Source organism: Spirosoma luteolum, from assembly GCF_054778875.1.
This window is the reverse complement of sequence record NZ_BAAGZE010000005.1, coordinates 625,476-641,501: the sequence shown is the minus strand read 5'-3', so window position 1 is coordinate 641,501 and position 16,026 is coordinate 625,476. Positions and strand designations below refer to the sequence as shown.

Below are 16,026 nucleotides of genomic sequence, written 5' to 3'. Positions count from 1 at the left end.
GGGCTGTTGCAGAGCCCGAATGAAGTATCTTTCCAGGACAAGGTAATTCGCTGATTCGCACCGCAATATTATCACTTTTTTAAGATTACCGGAAATTCGTGGCCTGTATCCGCATCGCCCTGCTACTTATTCTACCCATCGGTTTGTGCCGGGCGCAGGTCAGCTTCGACCGGTTGCCAGCCGATCGGCAGCTCTTCGCCCGTTCGGCCCGCAACGATGCGGCCGTTGTGGTTAGTGGCCGCGTAACCCGCCCGGGCTATACGCGCATCGGTCTGCAGCTCTGGCGCGAAAACAAACTGCTGTCTGTCAGCAATCAGGCCCTGTCGACCACGAGCGCGCTGCAGTCGTTCTCGCTGACCGCCACGATCCGGGCCGAGCGGGCCGAATACGCCTGTCGTGTATTTCTTTACCGAGCCACCGACTCGACGCTGTTGGCCAACCGGCAGCGGCTTCTGTGTGGCGATGTGTATTTGCTGTATGGGCAGTCTAACGCTATACCCGGGGCGGGTCTGGCTGACTTTTACACAACTACGTTCGACGATCGCTACCTGCGCACGGTTACGTATGCGTATGGTACCACCGATATTCCGGGTACGATGGCGTGGTACGCAGCCAAAGAACCGTTTGGGGCGGTAGGTACGTTCGGGCTGAATCTGCAGCGCCTGATTCTGGACACCTACGGCATACCAACGGCGATTATCAACGGGGCCATTGGGGGCGCTACCATTACCGAATTGTCGGCCCGTGATGCGGCTAACCACGCGGCTCTCACCACGGCCTATGGGCGCCTGCTCTTCCGGGCGCAATGGGCGGGCGTGGCACGCAGCCTCAAAGCGATCATCTGGAAACAGGGTGAAGCCGAAGCGGGCGGCATGGCGCCGGGATACGCCAGCAAGTTTGCCGCACTTTACAAACAACTGCGGGAGGATTATGGCAATGCCCGCCTATATGTTGGTCAGATCAATCTGCTGAAAAGTGGGAGCGATAGCGCCGGCGCACTGCGCGATTTTCAGCGCCGAACCCGACAGGTATTTGCCAATGTCGAAGCGGTAGCTACGGCCGGGGCGCGTGGCTACGATGGGGTTCATTACGCCGACCCGGGCAACCGGCAACTGGCCGCCGAGCAATTCAGGCTGCTGGCTCGCGACATATACGGGTCGGCCGACACCGCGCAGATCAACTCGCCCGACGTGAAGAAGGGCATCTACAATGCCCGGCGCGACTCTGTGCAACTGGTGTTCGATGAGGGGCAGCAGCTGGTCTGGCGCGACACGGCCTACTACAGCTTTGCTACCGGTCAGAAGCTGGGCAGCCGCGAACTGCGCAATCTGTTTTATCTGGATGGAAAGGGCGGGCAGGTGGTGGCGGGGGGCGCTACCGGCAATCGGGTCTGGCTGGCGCTGGGAAAACCATCGGCTGCCCGACGACTCACGTACACACCACCTTATTTTTCGGACGCCCTGTCGCCCTTCTACAATGGTACCTGGCTCCAGAACAAGCGGGGAATGCGGGCCTTCACGTTCAGCGATGTACCCATTGCCGATCTGTTGCCAGCGCCAGTGCTGGTGGCAACGGGCGTCAGCGACAAGCTTATACGGCTAAACTGGACACCGGTAGCGACCAGCGGGACACAGTATCTGGAGCGGGCGGTGGGCGCAGCGGGGGCGTTTACCCGCCTGGCTACGCTGTCCGCAACAGCAGACACATATACCGACATCAGTTTGCCCGATCTGCTGGGCGTTTACCGGTATCGGATTCGGGTCGAAAGTTCACTCTCTGAATCGCCCTACAGCAATGTGGCCCAGGCCCGGCCGCTGGTGCTGGCCCTTGAGCCGGATCCGCTCCCCGATCTGCAGCTCTATCCGAACCCGGTGGGTCCCGAACGGCAGCTGCAGATAACCCTAACGGCGGGCTACATAACCAGTCTTACGCTGTACGATGCGCAGGGGCGACCGTGCGGGTGGTGGCCATCCGTACGACAGGGGCGCGCTGTACTGGATATGCAGACACTGGCGCCGGGCATCTACCTGTTATCGGCTGAAGCCGGCGCCGGACGCCAGATCAGGCAGCGGGTGGTTGTGCCTTAGGCGGTTTGTTGCTTGCGGTGCTGGATGGCCTGCCGGTAGGCATCGAGCATCTGGTTGGCTACGATGTCCATATCGTACTGGCTTCGGAGCAGGGCGGTAGCATGCTGGCTGATGCGCGCTCGCAGCGCATCGTCGCCCAGCAGTCGCTCCAGCCCGGCCCGCACGCTGTCGGGATTTAGTTCGACCAGTCCGGCGGCTTCGTGTTGACGGATAGCCTCGCCAAACCCCACCCGATCCGATACGAGGGCAGGTGTGCCGGCGGCCATGGCTTCGAGCACGGCAATCGAGAAGCCTTCCGAAAAGGAGGGGAGCGTAAACACATCGGCGTCGGCCAGCGCTGCTTTTTTGGCCTCGCCCGTCAGCATACCAACCAGCCGGATCGAGTCCTGTAGCTGGTGCTCATCGATGAATTGCCGGGTCGTAGCTTCGTATCCGTCGTCGGGGCCTGCCACGGCCAGTACGGTGTCGGGGTGGGTTTTAACGTAGTCGCGAAAGGCCGGCAGCAGCAGTCCCAGACCTTTTTTTACATTCAGCCGGCTCATAAAGAGTACCAGTTTCCGGTCGGTGGGCAGGTTGTACTGCTGCCGGAACTGGCCTTTGGGCGGCATGGTGGCAAAGTCGCTCATGCGCACGCCGTTCGGAATCAGCACAATGCGGGGGTGGTGATTGCCAAAATAACGCAGCAGGTCTTCGCGCTCGTCGGTGTTGTTGATGTGAATGACGTCGGCCCGCTGCAGATACGCTTTCTGCGCCAGCCGGTCGATCAGCGTTTTCTTCCAGTTGTTGTTGGCATAGGCCCAGCGATCGAGAACGCCGTGGATGGTCACGACTTTCGCCACCGACTTATCGGCCATAAACGGGGCCAGGGCACCGAAGTGCCAGAGGCCGTGGCAATGGACTACGTCGTATTGCCGGATGTTTTTTTGCAGATATTGATACAGCCCGACCGAGAATTCCCGGAAGAACCGGCCAACGGGCTGCGTACGCGGTACCAGAATCAGGTTGGCTCCCTCAGGAACGGGGTAGGGGCGTTCGTTGGGCGAAATCGGACTCAGAATGTCGACCTGATGCCCTTCACGCAGCGCTACCTGGGTATGATCGAAGATAATTTTGGGCGGGCCGCCGATTTCCCAGCTGTACGCGCAGATATTCAGGATTCGCATAGGGGGTACAAAGTAGCGAGTTAGGCGGTGACTTTCCTAAACCCGGCCAGCATTTCCCGGGCAACGGCCTCGGGTGCATAGGGCGCAATCCGACGTTCGACAGCGGCCCGCATGGCCGGTACGTCGACCCGGTTATTCATAAAATCGGCCATGTGGCCGGCCAGGGCTGTTACATCGTTCGGGTCGAACACAAAGCCGGTCTGTCCATCGTCGACCAGATCGGGCACGCAGCCGCACTGGTTCGATACGAGCACCGGCAGTCCACAAACCATAGCCTCGTTGACCACCAGTCCCCAGGGTTCCGACAGGCTGGGCAGCACCAGCACATTGCTCAACGCCATCAGTTCGGGTACGCGGTACCAGGGCATCGGCGCCTGAATCGACACCACGTCTGCCAGGCCCAGCCGGGCAATCTGCTCCAGTAGGGCTGGTCGGTCGGCGCCATCGCCGAGCAGCACCAGACCCCAGGCAGGAGCGGCAGACGCCAGCTGGCGGGCCTGCGCAAAGGCATCGAGTAGCGTGGGCAGGTTTTTGATGCCGATGAGCCGGCCGATGTAGATAAAATTGTTGGGCGGCAGTCCCAGTTGCTGTTGCCGGATGGGGCGCGTGGGCAGGGCCTGGTCATACACTTGCCGGATGGTGCGGTTGTCGACCGCATTTTTGCGCAGCAGGATCTTGTGGGCCGGTACGCCGAGGCTAAGCAGGTAATCGGCCGAGCGGTTGCCGAAGCAGAAAAAGCCGCTGCACAGGCCAATGATCCGGCGCTTGAGGGTTTCTTTCCAGCCCCCCCGCCGGTTGTCGGCCGTGGTGCTTTCGTTCTGCATCACTACCGGAATGCCCCGGGCTCTGGCCCACAGCAGCACCGCTACCTGCGCCGGGTCGTAATAGCCGGTGAGGTTAATCACGTCGGGTTTAAAGGCCGCCACGCGACGCAGCAACGTACGGGTACGCTCCACCACCGGCACGTCTTCCAGAAACCGGTCGAAGAGCAGCTCGTAGGTATACCGGTAAACGGGGGCGGCCTGATCGGTTTCCATCCCCGCCCGCGACCGCTCGTTGCGCGCCAGCTGTAACACCTTCAGGGTAACATCGGGCTGCTGATCGACGATCTGTTGCAGGGCTTCGAACACACTGGCTTTGTAGTGTGCCCACAGCAGGTTATGCACAATCAGAATACGCATCAGGCAGGACTGGGAACAACGTCGATGGCAGTGGTAACGGCCGGGTGCCGGTTGTCGGAAACGCGGTCGGGAAAGAGGTGCTCGACGCCCATGAAACGGATCATCATGGCAAGCGGAATCAGAAAGGATATTTCGTTCGGTCGCCCGCCGGTAAAGGCGGCCACGAAGATGAGCATGTAGAAATACGCCAGAAAGACACTCAACTGGTTTGGGTTGGTGCGCATGATGCCCAGACCGTGGTAGAAACAGAGGGCATTGAGGCCGCCAAACAAACCGAAACCCAGAATGCCCATGTTGGTCAGCGATTCCAGAATAGGTACGTCGAGGTACAGGTATTTGTAGCCAAAGCCCAGAATAAGCATGTGAATATGCCCCGTCAGTACGTTCGAGAAAAACAGCGCACTGACCGAGCGGTTGGCGGCCGAGTCGTCGAGCGTAGCCTGATAGCCGGCCCCTTTTACTTTCAGGCCGAGCAGGGCATAAATGTTTTCCAGGTTTCGTTCGGCAAAGCCCATCACGTAGCCATACAGCACGCCATAGACGTCATAGTATTTGCGCAGAAAAACACTGAGTACGGCAAAGCCAACCAGCACCACCACGATTGTAACGGGCCTGAACAGACTCCGCACCAGCGACTTGATCTGGGCCGGCCGTACGTTGAAGGTCAGAAACAGCACGAAGGCCATTATCAGCGCCAGAATCGACGAGCGCGTCTGGGTCAGTACCAGTACGGCCAGATTGATAATCAGCGAAAAGAACGACAGCAGCCGGAACAGGATATTGGTGTCGGAACGCAGCATCCAGATCGCACAGGCCACCACGCCCATGAAGGCATTACGGGAAAACACGTGGGGGTTCCCACCGTCGTCGTCGGTACCCAGGGTGATGGTAGCGCGCTGCCCGATGGCCCACGAGGGGTTGGTGATCAGCGAGTAGATCAGCCCCAGATTCGACACCAGCGTAAAGAGTACGACCACCGGTATAAAGACCCGGATAATGTCGTTCGGAATGTTGATGAGCAGAAACAGAAACAGAATGGCGTAGGTAAAGTAAATCATGTCTTTACCATAGTCCCTGAAGCCCGGATCGCCCAGGTAGAGAAACATGTAGAGGATGCAGAGGGTAATGAAACCGATGCCCATCCAGAACATGCGCATGTTGGGCCGGTAGAGCCGGCGCAGTACCGTAAACGGCACCATCAGAATCAGGCCGAAAGCAAACACCGATGCGGTGAAGACCGTGCTGCCCGGGGCTACTTTCAGGGTTTCCCGAACAAAGAAAATCAACGGATAGCCATCCACAAGGATACAGATGCCCACGACCAGGCGCATCAGGTTGATTGTCTCCAGAAGCTTGATAAACTTTGTCATATAGCTGGGTCGGTACTGGTGTACCGCTGCAATAAAAAAGACGCGTTGAGCGGAGCGGGGGGTCAGCGACGGTTCCGCGCCTGCCGCAGGCTAAGCCGGTGCCGAATATAGCCCCATTCGCCCTGCAGGGCAAAAGCCGTTAGTTTGCGGAGCCGGCAGTAGCGATTCCAGAACCAGCTCCCCAGCGACGAGCGGAGTTGAGGCTGATACTTATCCCGAATCCGGCTGTGTTCCTGTACGCCAACCGTAGCCGCAATGGTCGACGATTTGGCCGCGGGCTGCACCCGGAAGCCCCCCCAGAACCCGTCGATGTGCCGAAACGTAACGTCGGGCTGTACACCCAGCCGGGCGATAATCTCGTAATCGATCACGAAGCGCAGGCTCTCGTCGAGCAGCCCGTAGGTGTCGAGCAGCGTGCGCCGGATGAACAGCGACTGGTTGAAGACCTGCATGCCCTCGTAAATCTGGCATTCGGCGCAGAAAGCCGGAGCCCGCATTTCTTCCAGTATAACGTCCTGCTCGTCGATGATATACATGTCACCGAAAAAAACGCCTGTTTCGGGGGCCTGCCGCCAGGCCTCGGCTACGAGGGCCAGCGCATTGGGCGCAAAAATGTCGTCGGAGTTCTGAAAGGCCACGTAGTCGCCGGTAGCCATCCGAAACCCTTTGTTAATGGCGTCGGTCTGGCCGCGGTCTTTCTCACTGACCCAGCCGGCCAGCCAAGGCTCATATTTCCGGATGATGTCGAGACTCCCATCGGTCGAGCCCCCGTCGATGATCAGGTATTCGAGGTTGGGGTAGCCCTGGTTGAGCACGCTGAGAATGGTCCGCTCGAGGTACTCGGCCTGATTGAACGATGGCGTAACAACGGTCAGCTTCGGGTAGGCCCGGTTGTCGGACCGGGGAGCGGCCGAAACAGGCTGAGTAACAAACGGACGAAGCCGGTCGGGAGATGCGGGCATGGGATTAGCGTAAGGATTGGTAGACAGCCAGGGTCTGTTCGGCCGTTTTCTGCCCCGAAAAATGGGTAAGTCGTTCGGTACCCAGCCGAACCAGCTCGGCCCGGAGCGTATCGTTACCGACTACCCGGCCGATGGCGTCGGTTATAGACTCCTCGCGCTCGGGATCGAAGTAAACGGCTGCTGGCCCCGCTACTTCGGGCAGGGAACTCCGTTCGCTCAGAATGGCCGGACACTGACCGGCAAAGGCTTCAAGTACCGGAATGCCGAACCCTTCATTAAGTGACGGAAAAACGAACGCTTGCGCATGCTGGTAGAGGTGTAGCAGGGTCAGATCGCTCGCGATAGGCGCATACACCACCCGGTCGGTCAGCTGCGCGTTGCGAAACAGCGCCTGTTCGGCCGCACTGAACGAGCCGCCCCCCGCGCAGACCAGCCGAAGATCGGGGTGTTGGGCCATCACTGGGGTCAGCGCCCGAAAAAAGCCGGTGAAGTTTTTGTACAGGTCGCGTTTGCCCACAAAAAGCAGGTAGGGGTAAGGCAATTTGGGCTGATGAGCCAGCGCGGCCGAGGTCGTTAACTCGCCCATCGACGTGCTGAGCGGCACCACGTGAATCTTGGCCGGGTCGACTGAAAAGAACCGCAGAATTTCGTCTTTCGTAAACTGCGAAACGGCAATCACGGCATCGGCCCGGGCCAGCAGAATCTTTTTGGTTTCGTAGAGGCCGGCGCCCAGCTCGGGGTATTTATCGCCAAAGCGCTCGCTGCTGGCGTCGTGAAAGGTCAGTACAAAGGGCTTACGGCCCAGGGCATTCAGGAAGTAACGATGGTAATAGGTAGGGTGAAAGACGTCGTAATGCCCTGCCTTTATCCGGCGCAGGCTGAACTGCCGGTTGAGCAGCGAGGCTGCCCGGTTGACGTTGCGCTGATGGGCCAGCGGCCGGTAGCGCCAGTGCCGGCTGAACGACTGCTGACGCAGGTACTCATTGTTGGACAGCAGTAGCGACAGCTCAAACTGAATGTCGGACCGGTTGACGTAGTGGCGCATCAGATCGAAAAAATACCGCGAAACTCCGCCGTATGTCGCTCCTGTGAAGCACTGATGATCGTATAAAACAGTCATGAGTGGGACCCGCTGATCCTGATTGAGTTTGTATTTTTTTTAGAATTCAGGCCGTAAAAGTACGATTAATTAGCAAAACTGCGCTAATCGACCGGGTCGGACTGTGCTACCGGAAACCGGGCAGACGGGGCAGGTCGACGGCGGTGATCCAGCCATTGACCGACCGCAGTGCCTGCGCGGCCGACCGGCGCCAGCCCCGCACGATGGGGACTACCGGACGCGCTCCATAGGCGGGCCTGATCGATGCGAGCCGCGCCAGGCCCGTAGCGGCTACCTGCTGGCGGTAGGCGGTGAGCAGCGCTTGGGCATCGGGTCGGGTCGCCAGGCGAAACCGGGTTTGGTAGGGGAAAAATCCCTCGTTGGGCTGGTAAAGGCCCTTCAGGTTGGCAAATAGTACGGGCTGCTGGGTGTCGGTCAGCTGCCAGCCAGTACCGCTGGCTCTGAGCCGGCGCTGGGGTAGATTCCAGAGCGCAACGTGCCAGGCAGGATCATGAATGATCTGCACACCACTGAAAAAAACGGGGGTATGCATGAGCCAGATCTGGTCGGTGCATAGGCCCTCGCAGTAGTCGATGTAAGCACGTTCTTCGACCCGGTCGATCCACCAGTCGAGCAACCGGTCGGTTTCGGTCGAGCGGCCCAAGGCCAGAAAATCGGCGCTGTAGAGGCCCACATTCTGCAGTGCTTTCTCATCAGGCCACTGGTCTGACCGGGGTCCGGTGTCGCCGGGAGCCTGGAGGAGGTGGGGGGTGAGGAGCAGCGTCTGGCCCGCCAGGGCCGTAAACAGGGCGGTCACGCTGTGCAGAAACAGCACGTTTGGATCGGCATAGAGCAGCTGCGAGACCGTCGGATACCGCCGGAACACCTCCCGGATAAAGCGGGGTTTGCAGGCACCTGCCAACTCGACCGGACTGTACTGCGCCGACAGCCGGGCGAGCCGATCGGCCGGGTAGAGCTCACCCAGTGCAATAATCGGGTACGGGATGGCTACGTCGGCCGGCAACTGGGCCAGCTCGTCGACCAGTCCGATCACCACATCCGGATGATCGGTTGCACGGGTCGGCTGGTGGGTTATATAACTGGCCGCCAGGGCAAGCGCCTGTGGCAATTGAGAAATCGAACAGATGGTTAACAGCACAGGCGCAAAACTAGGTTATTCAAACATATCACCCAAGGCCGCCAGATAGGGCGCATACCAGTTGGCCGATACGTCGGCATACCGTTTGTAATCGCCCTGCCGCAAACTGACCAGTACTGGCTGTACGCGCCGGAACCGATCGCGGGGCAGGCAGCTGCGCATTGTGTAATGGGCCAGGCGCCGGTGCAGCTGCGGCATGCCCGGCGCCGTAGCCGGGATTCGTTCCGACAGCAGTTGATTGATGGTGGCCAGCTGCGCCTGTTTCTCCCGCAGGGGAGCCAGCTTCACACGCCGGCTGCGGACGAAACGGTCGCGTAGCCGGATCCGGTCGAGTAAACTGGCTTTCGACTTAATGCCTACCTGTTGCTGGGTGTGCGTGCGGTAGAGCTGAAGGGGCTCATCCACGAATTTGGCCGACAGGTAGGCCGTCGCCACGAGGCCAATCCAGCCGTCGTAGATATAGCCGGGCACCTGGGCCGGAATGGGCAGGGCTTTATCCAGCAGGGCCCGGCGCATAACGGTTGCGCAGCCCATCACCCGGTTACCATCGAGCATCACGTCCATCATATCGCCACCCGCCCATCGCGCCCGGGTTGCTTCGTCGAAGCGTACCCAGGGCCAGAACCGGCTCTGACGTTCGGTCAGGTTTTCGTCGACCACCCAGGCGTCGCAGAAGGCGAGCAGCGTGTCGGGGCTGGCCAGCATAAAATCGGTCATTTTCCGGATTTTTTCCGGAAACCAAAAATCATCCTGATCGCAGATAAAAATCAGATCGCCGGTGCAGGCCGAAAGGCACTTTTCAAAATTCTTGTTGTAGCCCAACTGCGCTTCGTTGACCAAGATGCGCACGTCGAAGGGGGCACTGGCCGCCAGCTGGTGCAGCAGCGCAACGGTACCGTCGGTGGAGCGGTCGTCACAAACAATTACTTCGTCGGGCAGCAGCTGCTGATCGACCACGCTTTGCCACTGCGAAGCCAGGTAAGCTTCACCATTATAGGTGCAGAGCGCTACAGATAGTTTCGGTCTAGCCGGAGTTGTCATTCTAACGATCAAATTTGGTAGCCATACCGCGCGAAAATCGGGCGCCAGTAGGCTGTACCATGAATATCCCACGCATGACATCCGAAAGGCAACTGCCCCTGGTTATAATAGTCAACAGCCCGTTCGGGAAAGAACTCTACACTGAAGCGGAGGGCTGTGCGGAAGGATGGAATACGTAGCTGGGGCCAGTATCGATTGACTTCGATTCCCCAGAACGCGTCTTCGTTAAAGTGATAGGTGTGGTTTTGTTCATACTGCGCAATTTTCCGACGAAAACGCCCCAGTACCTGTAGCATGGACGGCACCCGGCGCAGCGAAAAGCCGCCGTTGCCTACAGCGTTCTGACTTACGATTTCCCGGGGGGTCACGCCATCGGTTTTTTTCAGATCGAGAAGGGTCGCTGCCTGTTTTTTCAGATTAAACCAGGCTTCGTCGCGCCAGCCGCTAAAGTCGCAGTCGCGGAGCCAGGGAGCGCCAATGTAATCGTAACCGCGACTACACCAGTCGGCCAGATCGTCCTGAAAGACAAACGCATCGAGCTGGTAGATCAGCATATACGTCTGGTCGGTAAAGGCTTCGTAAAAAACCGTCGATAGCATTAACTGATTGTACGATTGAATGTTGGTGAAGTACCGATCGTCGAACGTACGCACAGTCAGGTTTGGGTACAGGGCCCGGTAGGCCGTCAGATCGAGGGATTGAGGGGCGGCCAGCACAACCGGGTAGTGACCCAGCACGCGCATGCATTGCGTGAGGGCAATCTGTTCGTACGGGGTCAGCTGCGGTTTATACACCGGAATCACCACGTTGACACTGACCGGCTGGGTGGGGGTAGGGTTCATGCGGCTAGTGGTTGGTCGAGGTGTTTCTGCACGGCATGCTGCACCCAGTCATACGGTAACTCGGCGCAGGGATGGCCAAAGTTATTCAGGATGGTAACGCCTTCGCCCCGTTTGTAGCGCCCTGAGTAGGGCAGGTAATCGACAAAGTCGAACAGCTGTCCCAGCAGAATAACCCCCTCGCGGCCGGTGGCGTTGGCCATGTGGGCCGGGCCGCTGTCGATGCCGATAAAGAGCCGGGCCGATCCAATGACCGTGGCCGTCTCCAGCAGGCTTAGCTGACCACACAGGTTAATAAAACGGGAGTCCTGCACGGTTACCATCGACTGCAGGCCAATCTCGATAACCGGGACGTTGTAGGTGGCCAGCAGCCACTCCACCAGTCGGTTCCAGTTACCGGCGGGCCAGTCGCGGGCCACGTGGCTCGACTGGCAGTGGATTACGATAGGGGCTTTGGGTAGGTTACGGTCGGCAATGCGCTGCTTCACCGAGGCCGGAATATGCATCCGGGGCTCGTCGGTAAGGGCAGGCAGGCCGGCTGCCTGCGAGAACATATAAAGCAGGTCGCCCCGGTTGTAGTAATTGTCGAAGGTCAGGTTGATGGCGTCGGCCGTGGGGTTGACAATGTCTTCGGGGCAGTATTTACACTTGCGGTGCGAAATATGCATGTTGAAGACCGCATCGAACGTGTTCAGTTTCAATAACCACATCCGCTGACTGGGGCAGGTTTCGGTCAGGTAATTATCCAGGTCGGGGTGGTGTTGGACCAGCTCGACGTAAGGTTTGCGCACAAACCACACCAGATAACCGTTGGGATAGCGTTCGCGCACGGCCCGGATAACGGGTTCGCAGGCAATAATATCCCCCATCTGTTCGGACAGGATGATGGCGATAAAGGGGCGATTGCCCGCCAGCGCTTTCATCCGGCGGAGGTCCAGGGTGCGCATGGCAACGCTCCGGAACTTGCCGAAAATATGGGAGTATTTATGGTATCGGTACGTCCATAGGGTCCGTGTTCGCGACCAGTCAGTCATAATCAGGTTGTCTCTAACAGGGCAATCAGTCGGTTGATCGGCGTGCGCAGGGCTTTGCGTACGCGTTGGTACCGTTTTAATGCCGGGGGTTTGATGTAGATGCAGGGGTACTGCCGATACTGTTCATTGGCGTTGGCCAGCAGCCGCTGGCAGTACAGATCGAACAGGGGTTTGACATCGGGCCGCTGCGCAAAGGTGTAGCGGGTCTGGTACTTCGAGATGTCGTCGGGTTTGAACGGGTTATAACCGCTGTAATGGAAAAACTGGAGCACATCGCCCTCGCCGGCCACCCAGGTGCCATCGGGCTGCTGGTGCATGGGGCGCTCGTGCAGGTTCCAGTAGGCTACGTTATAGCCCAGGTGTTTTTCGATGCAGACAGACCGGTGGTAAACCGGCGCGAAATTGACCCAGTGCTGATCGACGAACAGACCTTCGCAGAGGTCGATGCGGCATTCATAAACCAGCCGCTCTTTCCACCAACCGATAAACTGCCGGGCTTCGGCATCGGCCCGCAGGCCAATAAAACCAAGGTTGAAAATGCCGGTGTTGAGGTGGTGCTGTTCGTTGGGCCGCTCCCAGTCGGGGGTGGGCGAGCAGGTATGTGGCGTCAGCACGAGGCTGTGCCGGGTCAGGGCGTCGTTTAGCCGGGTCAGGGGTTGAAACACAATGATGTCGGGGTCGAAGTAAATGACCGCCGTGGCCTCGGGTCGTGTCCGGTAGAAATAGTCGATGTAAAACGGTTTAACGGCCGTGTTCAGCTCTGTAATGTCGTAGCGGTCGCACATGGCCGCAAAATCCGGAATGCCGATCTGGTCGATTTCCAGCATGGGATAATCGGGCACCAGGTCGGGGGGGAGATTCGCCACGCTCAGCTTATCGACCAGCCCGATCACGAAGGTGTAGTCGGGGTTGGTTTGGCGAAGGGAGTCGCCCAGGGTGCGGGCCTGAGCCAGGTAATTGATTGAACAGATCGTAAACGCAAGAGTCATACGAGAGTAAAGATAGCGTGACGACCGCCGAATTAAAAGCCCGGCCCGGCCGGGCACCGGCTTACTTAGCGGGTGGCCCGTAGGCAAAGTAGCGTTTAAGGCCGTTGATGGGTTTCTCGAACAGGTACCACGAAAGCGTTGCCAGCACCAGCAGAATGGCCAGACTAACCAGCCGGTGCGACCAGTAGCCGAGCACCAGGTTCACCCCCAGCCGGTTGCTGATCCGTAGCAGCAGCGGCACCGCAAAACCCGGCACCAGCATGTGAAATACGTAGATGCCGTAGCTGATGCGGCCAATGTACTGCAGGGCGCCGTTGTTGAGCACGGCCCCCGGGAGGCCGGTGAAGCCGATGCTGGCCTGGGCTACCAGCCACAGCGCCACCACCGAAATCAGCAGCCGCTGAAACAGCACGATCAGCAGGTGATCGCCGGGAAGGGTCAGGAGCAGAGCGGTCAGCAGCACCAGCGCGGCCACCGCTACCCAGGTCAGGCGCGACAGAAACGTCGGAACCGTATCGGGGCGCTCCGTGACGGTCCAGGCCCACAGCGCCCCCAGCCCGAATGCGTCGAAACTGGCGGGTGTCAGTACGCCGTCCAGATCGCCAGTCAAGTAGCCGATGCCCCGGAAGAGCACACCCATGCCAATCAGTACCAGTACCACGGTTTTGAAAACGGGGCGGGGTGTCAGCAGCACGACCCAGGGCCAGACCAGATACAGCTGCTCTTCGACCCCAAGGGTCCAGAATGGCGACAGTACATCCGACCAGTTGCCGGTCTGGTGCAGCAGGATGTTGTAGCCGTAGAGGTAATAGTAAAGGGGATGCGTATCGATGTCGGATGCCTGGGGCAGCACCAGCCAGACAAACGTGATAACCAGGTAATACAGCGGAAAAATGCGCAGGGCCCGCCGGATAAAGAAATTGCGGTAGGTATCGCCCAGCGTGGTGCGGCCCGTCGCAATCCGGTTGCGGTTGCCCAGCAGAATACGAGTGATCAGAAACCCGCTCACCACGAAAAAAACCATGACCCCAATGGTTCCGTTGGGCAGTCGGTTAATGCCTTCACCCGTTGGAAACCAGTGGTAGATCACCACCAGCAGCACGGCAAACGTACGCAGGGCGTCGAGCTGGGGCATGTGCCCGGCCGGCACACGAACGGTGGGAGTAGCGCGGCTGTCCATTCAGCGGGTGAGTTGGTCGAAGAGCGAAACAAGGGTATCGACACTCTGGCGCGCCGGGTGACGCTCCAGAATTTTCTCGCCCAGCCGCCGGCCCATGGTCTGCCGCAGGGCGGGCTGGTTCAGCAGGTCCAGAATCCGGCTGCTCATGGCGTCGAGGTCGAGGTAAGGCACCACAAAACCGCTGTCGGTTTCAACCAGTTCGGGCGAGCCGCCCGCGCCGTCGAAACAAACCACCGGTACGCCGTTGAGCCCCGCTTCGAACACGACCAGCGGATACGGGTCTTCGCGCGAACACAGCACAAACACGTCGAACCGACGCATGTACTGCAGCACGTCGGGCGTAGGCGGAATGAGGTGAACCCGGTCGCCTATACCGGCCTTGCGAATGTCGAGCAGTAAATCCTCCCGCAGCGGCCCCGCCGGCATACCCACCCAGACAAAATGCACGGGCTGGGTACCGGCGCGCCCGATTACCTGCCGGGCCAGGCTCACGAACAGATCGTTGCCTTTGCGCCACTCGGCATTGCCACACCCCCCCACGATGAGGGCGTCGGGCGGCAGGCCCAGGCTGTCGAATACATCGGGGCGCTGCCGGGCCCGGGCAATCGCGTCGACCAGCGCGGGTGTATCGATTAGGGTATAGCGCGTGATGCGGGCGGGGTCGAAGCCATGCTCCTGCTCGTAGTACCGGGCCGTGGCCGTCGAAACGGCGAGCAGCCGGTTGGTGCGCCGGAGCAGGGCCGCCAGCTCGTCGGGCTTCGTGTACATCCGCACCGACATGGCCAGTTCGTGCACAAACGTAACGACGGGTGTGGTGGCGGGCAGGTCCAGCTGCGCAAACAGATGGCTCCCCGTTACGGTATTGACCAGTACCAGATCGACCGTGTCGAGGCTCAGTTCGGTGCGAATCTGCTGCTGCCGGGCCGTTTGCTGCCGTCCGTAGAGCGTGTGCCAGACGCCCAGCTTGCCCAACACCTTATCGGCAACGGGACCGGCCACATAGCGTTCGGGCGCGGGCCAGAGCGTGACGGGGCAGATGGCGCGGTAGTCGTCGAGCAGCGGGCCGCCTTCGCCCAGCAGCAGATGCAGCCCATAACCCCGTTCGCGCAGCAGGCGCATCAGGTTTAGCAGCACCAGCTGAGCGCCGGCCCGGTTGGCATCATGACCAAGGAGGAGAATCGTTTTCAAGGCAGAATTCGGCCTGTGTAGCCCGCCGGGGCCACGTCGGATCAATACGTTTCGTAGCTCGGCTTGGGCAGTTTTTTGCCGGGGTTGCCGAGATAAACGCCCCACTCTTCGGTGTCTTTGTAAACGGCCGACGCCATGGCCAGAAACGTACCCTGCGCAATGTTGAGGTAATCGCGGATGGTGCTGTTGACGCCGAAGAACGAGTAAGAGCCAATGGTACAGTGGCCCGACATGACAACGTGCGACGTGAAGAACACGTGGTCGTTGATGCGGCCGTGGTGGCCGATATGGTTGCCGCTCCAGAGCACCACGTTGTTACCGATCGTGGTGAATGGCTGGATGGTGTTGTCTTCCAGAATAAAGCAGTTCTCGCCGATTTCGTTGCCGAACAGGGTGGCTTTCGAGCTGATGTAGGAGATAAACTCGTACCCTTTGGCTTTGGCATCGAGGTAAATCTTCTCGCGGTTGCGGTTCATGTTGCGGCCGGTCATGGGCGCAAAAAACTTATACTCCCGGGGCGAGAATAAATCCTGGACATCTTCGAACGCAACAAGGGGCAACCCCTTGAAGCTGGTCTGCTCGTTCATGTAGTCGCGGCTGACGGTGAAGGCCGCCACCTCGTGCTCCGAATCGTGGGTGAGGTAGAAGTGGGCCAACTCGGCCGTGTCCATTATTCCGAAAACAATAACCTTTGCCATACGTAGAGGGGAAATCGACCCGCCGGAACGGATCCG

General features: G+C 59.4%; 14 protein-coding genes. 1 reads left to right on the top strand and 13 read right to left on the bottom strand.

Annotation, left to right across the window (positions count from 1 at the left end):
* Nucleotides 1–98 precede the first annotated feature (98 nt).
* A complete protein-coding gene (locus ACYVAC_RS10305) occupies nucleotides 99–2,087 on the top strand; it encodes a sialate O-acetylesterase (protein ID WP_461097556.1) in 1,989 nt (662 codons plus the stop codon).
* On the opposite strand, the gene ACYVAC_RS10300 is transcribed toward ACYVAC_RS10305, so the two are convergent.
* From ACYVAC_RS10300 to ACYVAC_RS10240, 13 genes are all read right to left on the bottom strand, one after another.
* A complete protein-coding gene (locus ACYVAC_RS10300) occupies nucleotides 2,084–3,250 on the bottom strand; it encodes a glycosyltransferase (protein ID WP_461097555.1) in 1,167 nt (388 codons plus the stop codon). The genes ACYVAC_RS10305 and ACYVAC_RS10300 overlap by 4 nt on opposite strands.
* A gap of 20 nt (nucleotides 3,251–3,270) precedes the next feature.
* Complete coding sequence (locus tag ACYVAC_RS10295) at nucleotides 3,271–4,431, bottom strand: glycosyltransferase (protein WP_461097554.1); 1,161 nt, start codon at nucleotides 4,429–4,431, stop codon at nucleotides 3,271–3,273.
* On the bottom strand, nucleotides 4,431–5,801 hold the full coding sequence (locus ACYVAC_RS10290) for a hypothetical protein (protein WP_461097553.1): 1,371 nt from the start codon (nucleotides 5,799–5,801) through the stop codon (nucleotides 4,431–4,433). The genes ACYVAC_RS10295 and ACYVAC_RS10290 overlap by 1 nt, the downstream gene beginning before the upstream one ends.
* Nucleotides 5,802–5,863: 62 nt before the next feature.
* Entirely contained in the window at nucleotides 5,864–6,763 is a 900-nt protein-coding gene (locus tag ACYVAC_RS10285; protein ID WP_461097552.1) for a glycosyltransferase family 2 protein, read from the bottom strand.
* A 4-nt stretch (nucleotides 6,764–6,767) separates the two neighbouring features.
* Nucleotides 6,768–7,883, bottom strand: a complete 1,116-nt coding sequence (locus ACYVAC_RS10280; RefSeq protein WP_461097551.1) for a glycosyltransferase family 4 protein — start codon at nucleotides 7,881–7,883, stop codon at nucleotides 6,768–6,770.
* 106 nt (nucleotides 7,884–7,989) lie between these two features.
* A complete protein-coding gene (locus tag ACYVAC_RS10275) occupies nucleotides 7,990–9,021 on the bottom strand; it encodes a hypothetical protein (RefSeq protein WP_461097550.1) in 1,032 nt (343 codons plus the stop codon).
* Nucleotides 9,022–9,036: 15 nt separating this feature from the next.
* Nucleotides 9,037–10,062, bottom strand: coding sequence for a glycosyltransferase family 2 protein (locus ACYVAC_RS10270; protein WP_461097549.1), 1,026 nt, complete (start codon nucleotides 10,060–10,062; stop codon nucleotides 9,037–9,039).
* 8 nt (nucleotides 10,063–10,070) lie between these two features.
* On the bottom strand, nucleotides 10,071–10,904 hold the full coding sequence (locus ACYVAC_RS10265) for a DUF5672 family protein (RefSeq protein WP_461097548.1): 834 nt from the start codon (nucleotides 10,902–10,904) through the stop codon (nucleotides 10,071–10,073).
* Complete coding sequence (locus ACYVAC_RS10260) at nucleotides 10,901–11,848, bottom strand: glycosyltransferase family 9 protein (protein ID WP_461097547.1); 948 nt, start codon at nucleotides 11,846–11,848, stop codon at nucleotides 10,901–10,903. Before ACYVAC_RS10260 ends, ACYVAC_RS10265 begins: the two co-directional genes overlap by 4 nt.
* A gap of 89 nt (nucleotides 11,849–11,937) precedes the next feature.
* Nucleotides 11,938–12,924, bottom strand: a complete 987-nt coding sequence (locus ACYVAC_RS10255; protein WP_461097545.1) for a glycosyl transferase — start codon at nucleotides 12,922–12,924, stop codon at nucleotides 11,938–11,940.
* 61 nt (nucleotides 12,925–12,985) lie between these two features.
* On the bottom strand, nucleotides 12,986–14,104 hold the full coding sequence (locus tag ACYVAC_RS10250; protein ID WP_461097544.1) for an acyltransferase family protein: 1,119 nt from the start codon (nucleotides 14,102–14,104) through the stop codon (nucleotides 12,986–12,988).
* Entirely contained in the window at nucleotides 14,105–15,292 is a 1,188-nt protein-coding gene (locus ACYVAC_RS10245) for a glycosyltransferase family 4 protein (protein ID WP_461097543.1), read from the bottom strand.
* A 41-nt stretch (nucleotides 15,293–15,333) separates the two neighbouring features.
* Nucleotides 15,334–15,990, bottom strand: coding sequence for an acetyltransferase (locus ACYVAC_RS10240; RefSeq protein WP_461097542.1), 657 nt, complete (start codon nucleotides 15,988–15,990; stop codon nucleotides 15,334–15,336).
* Nucleotides 15,991–16,026 lie beyond the last annotated feature (36 nt).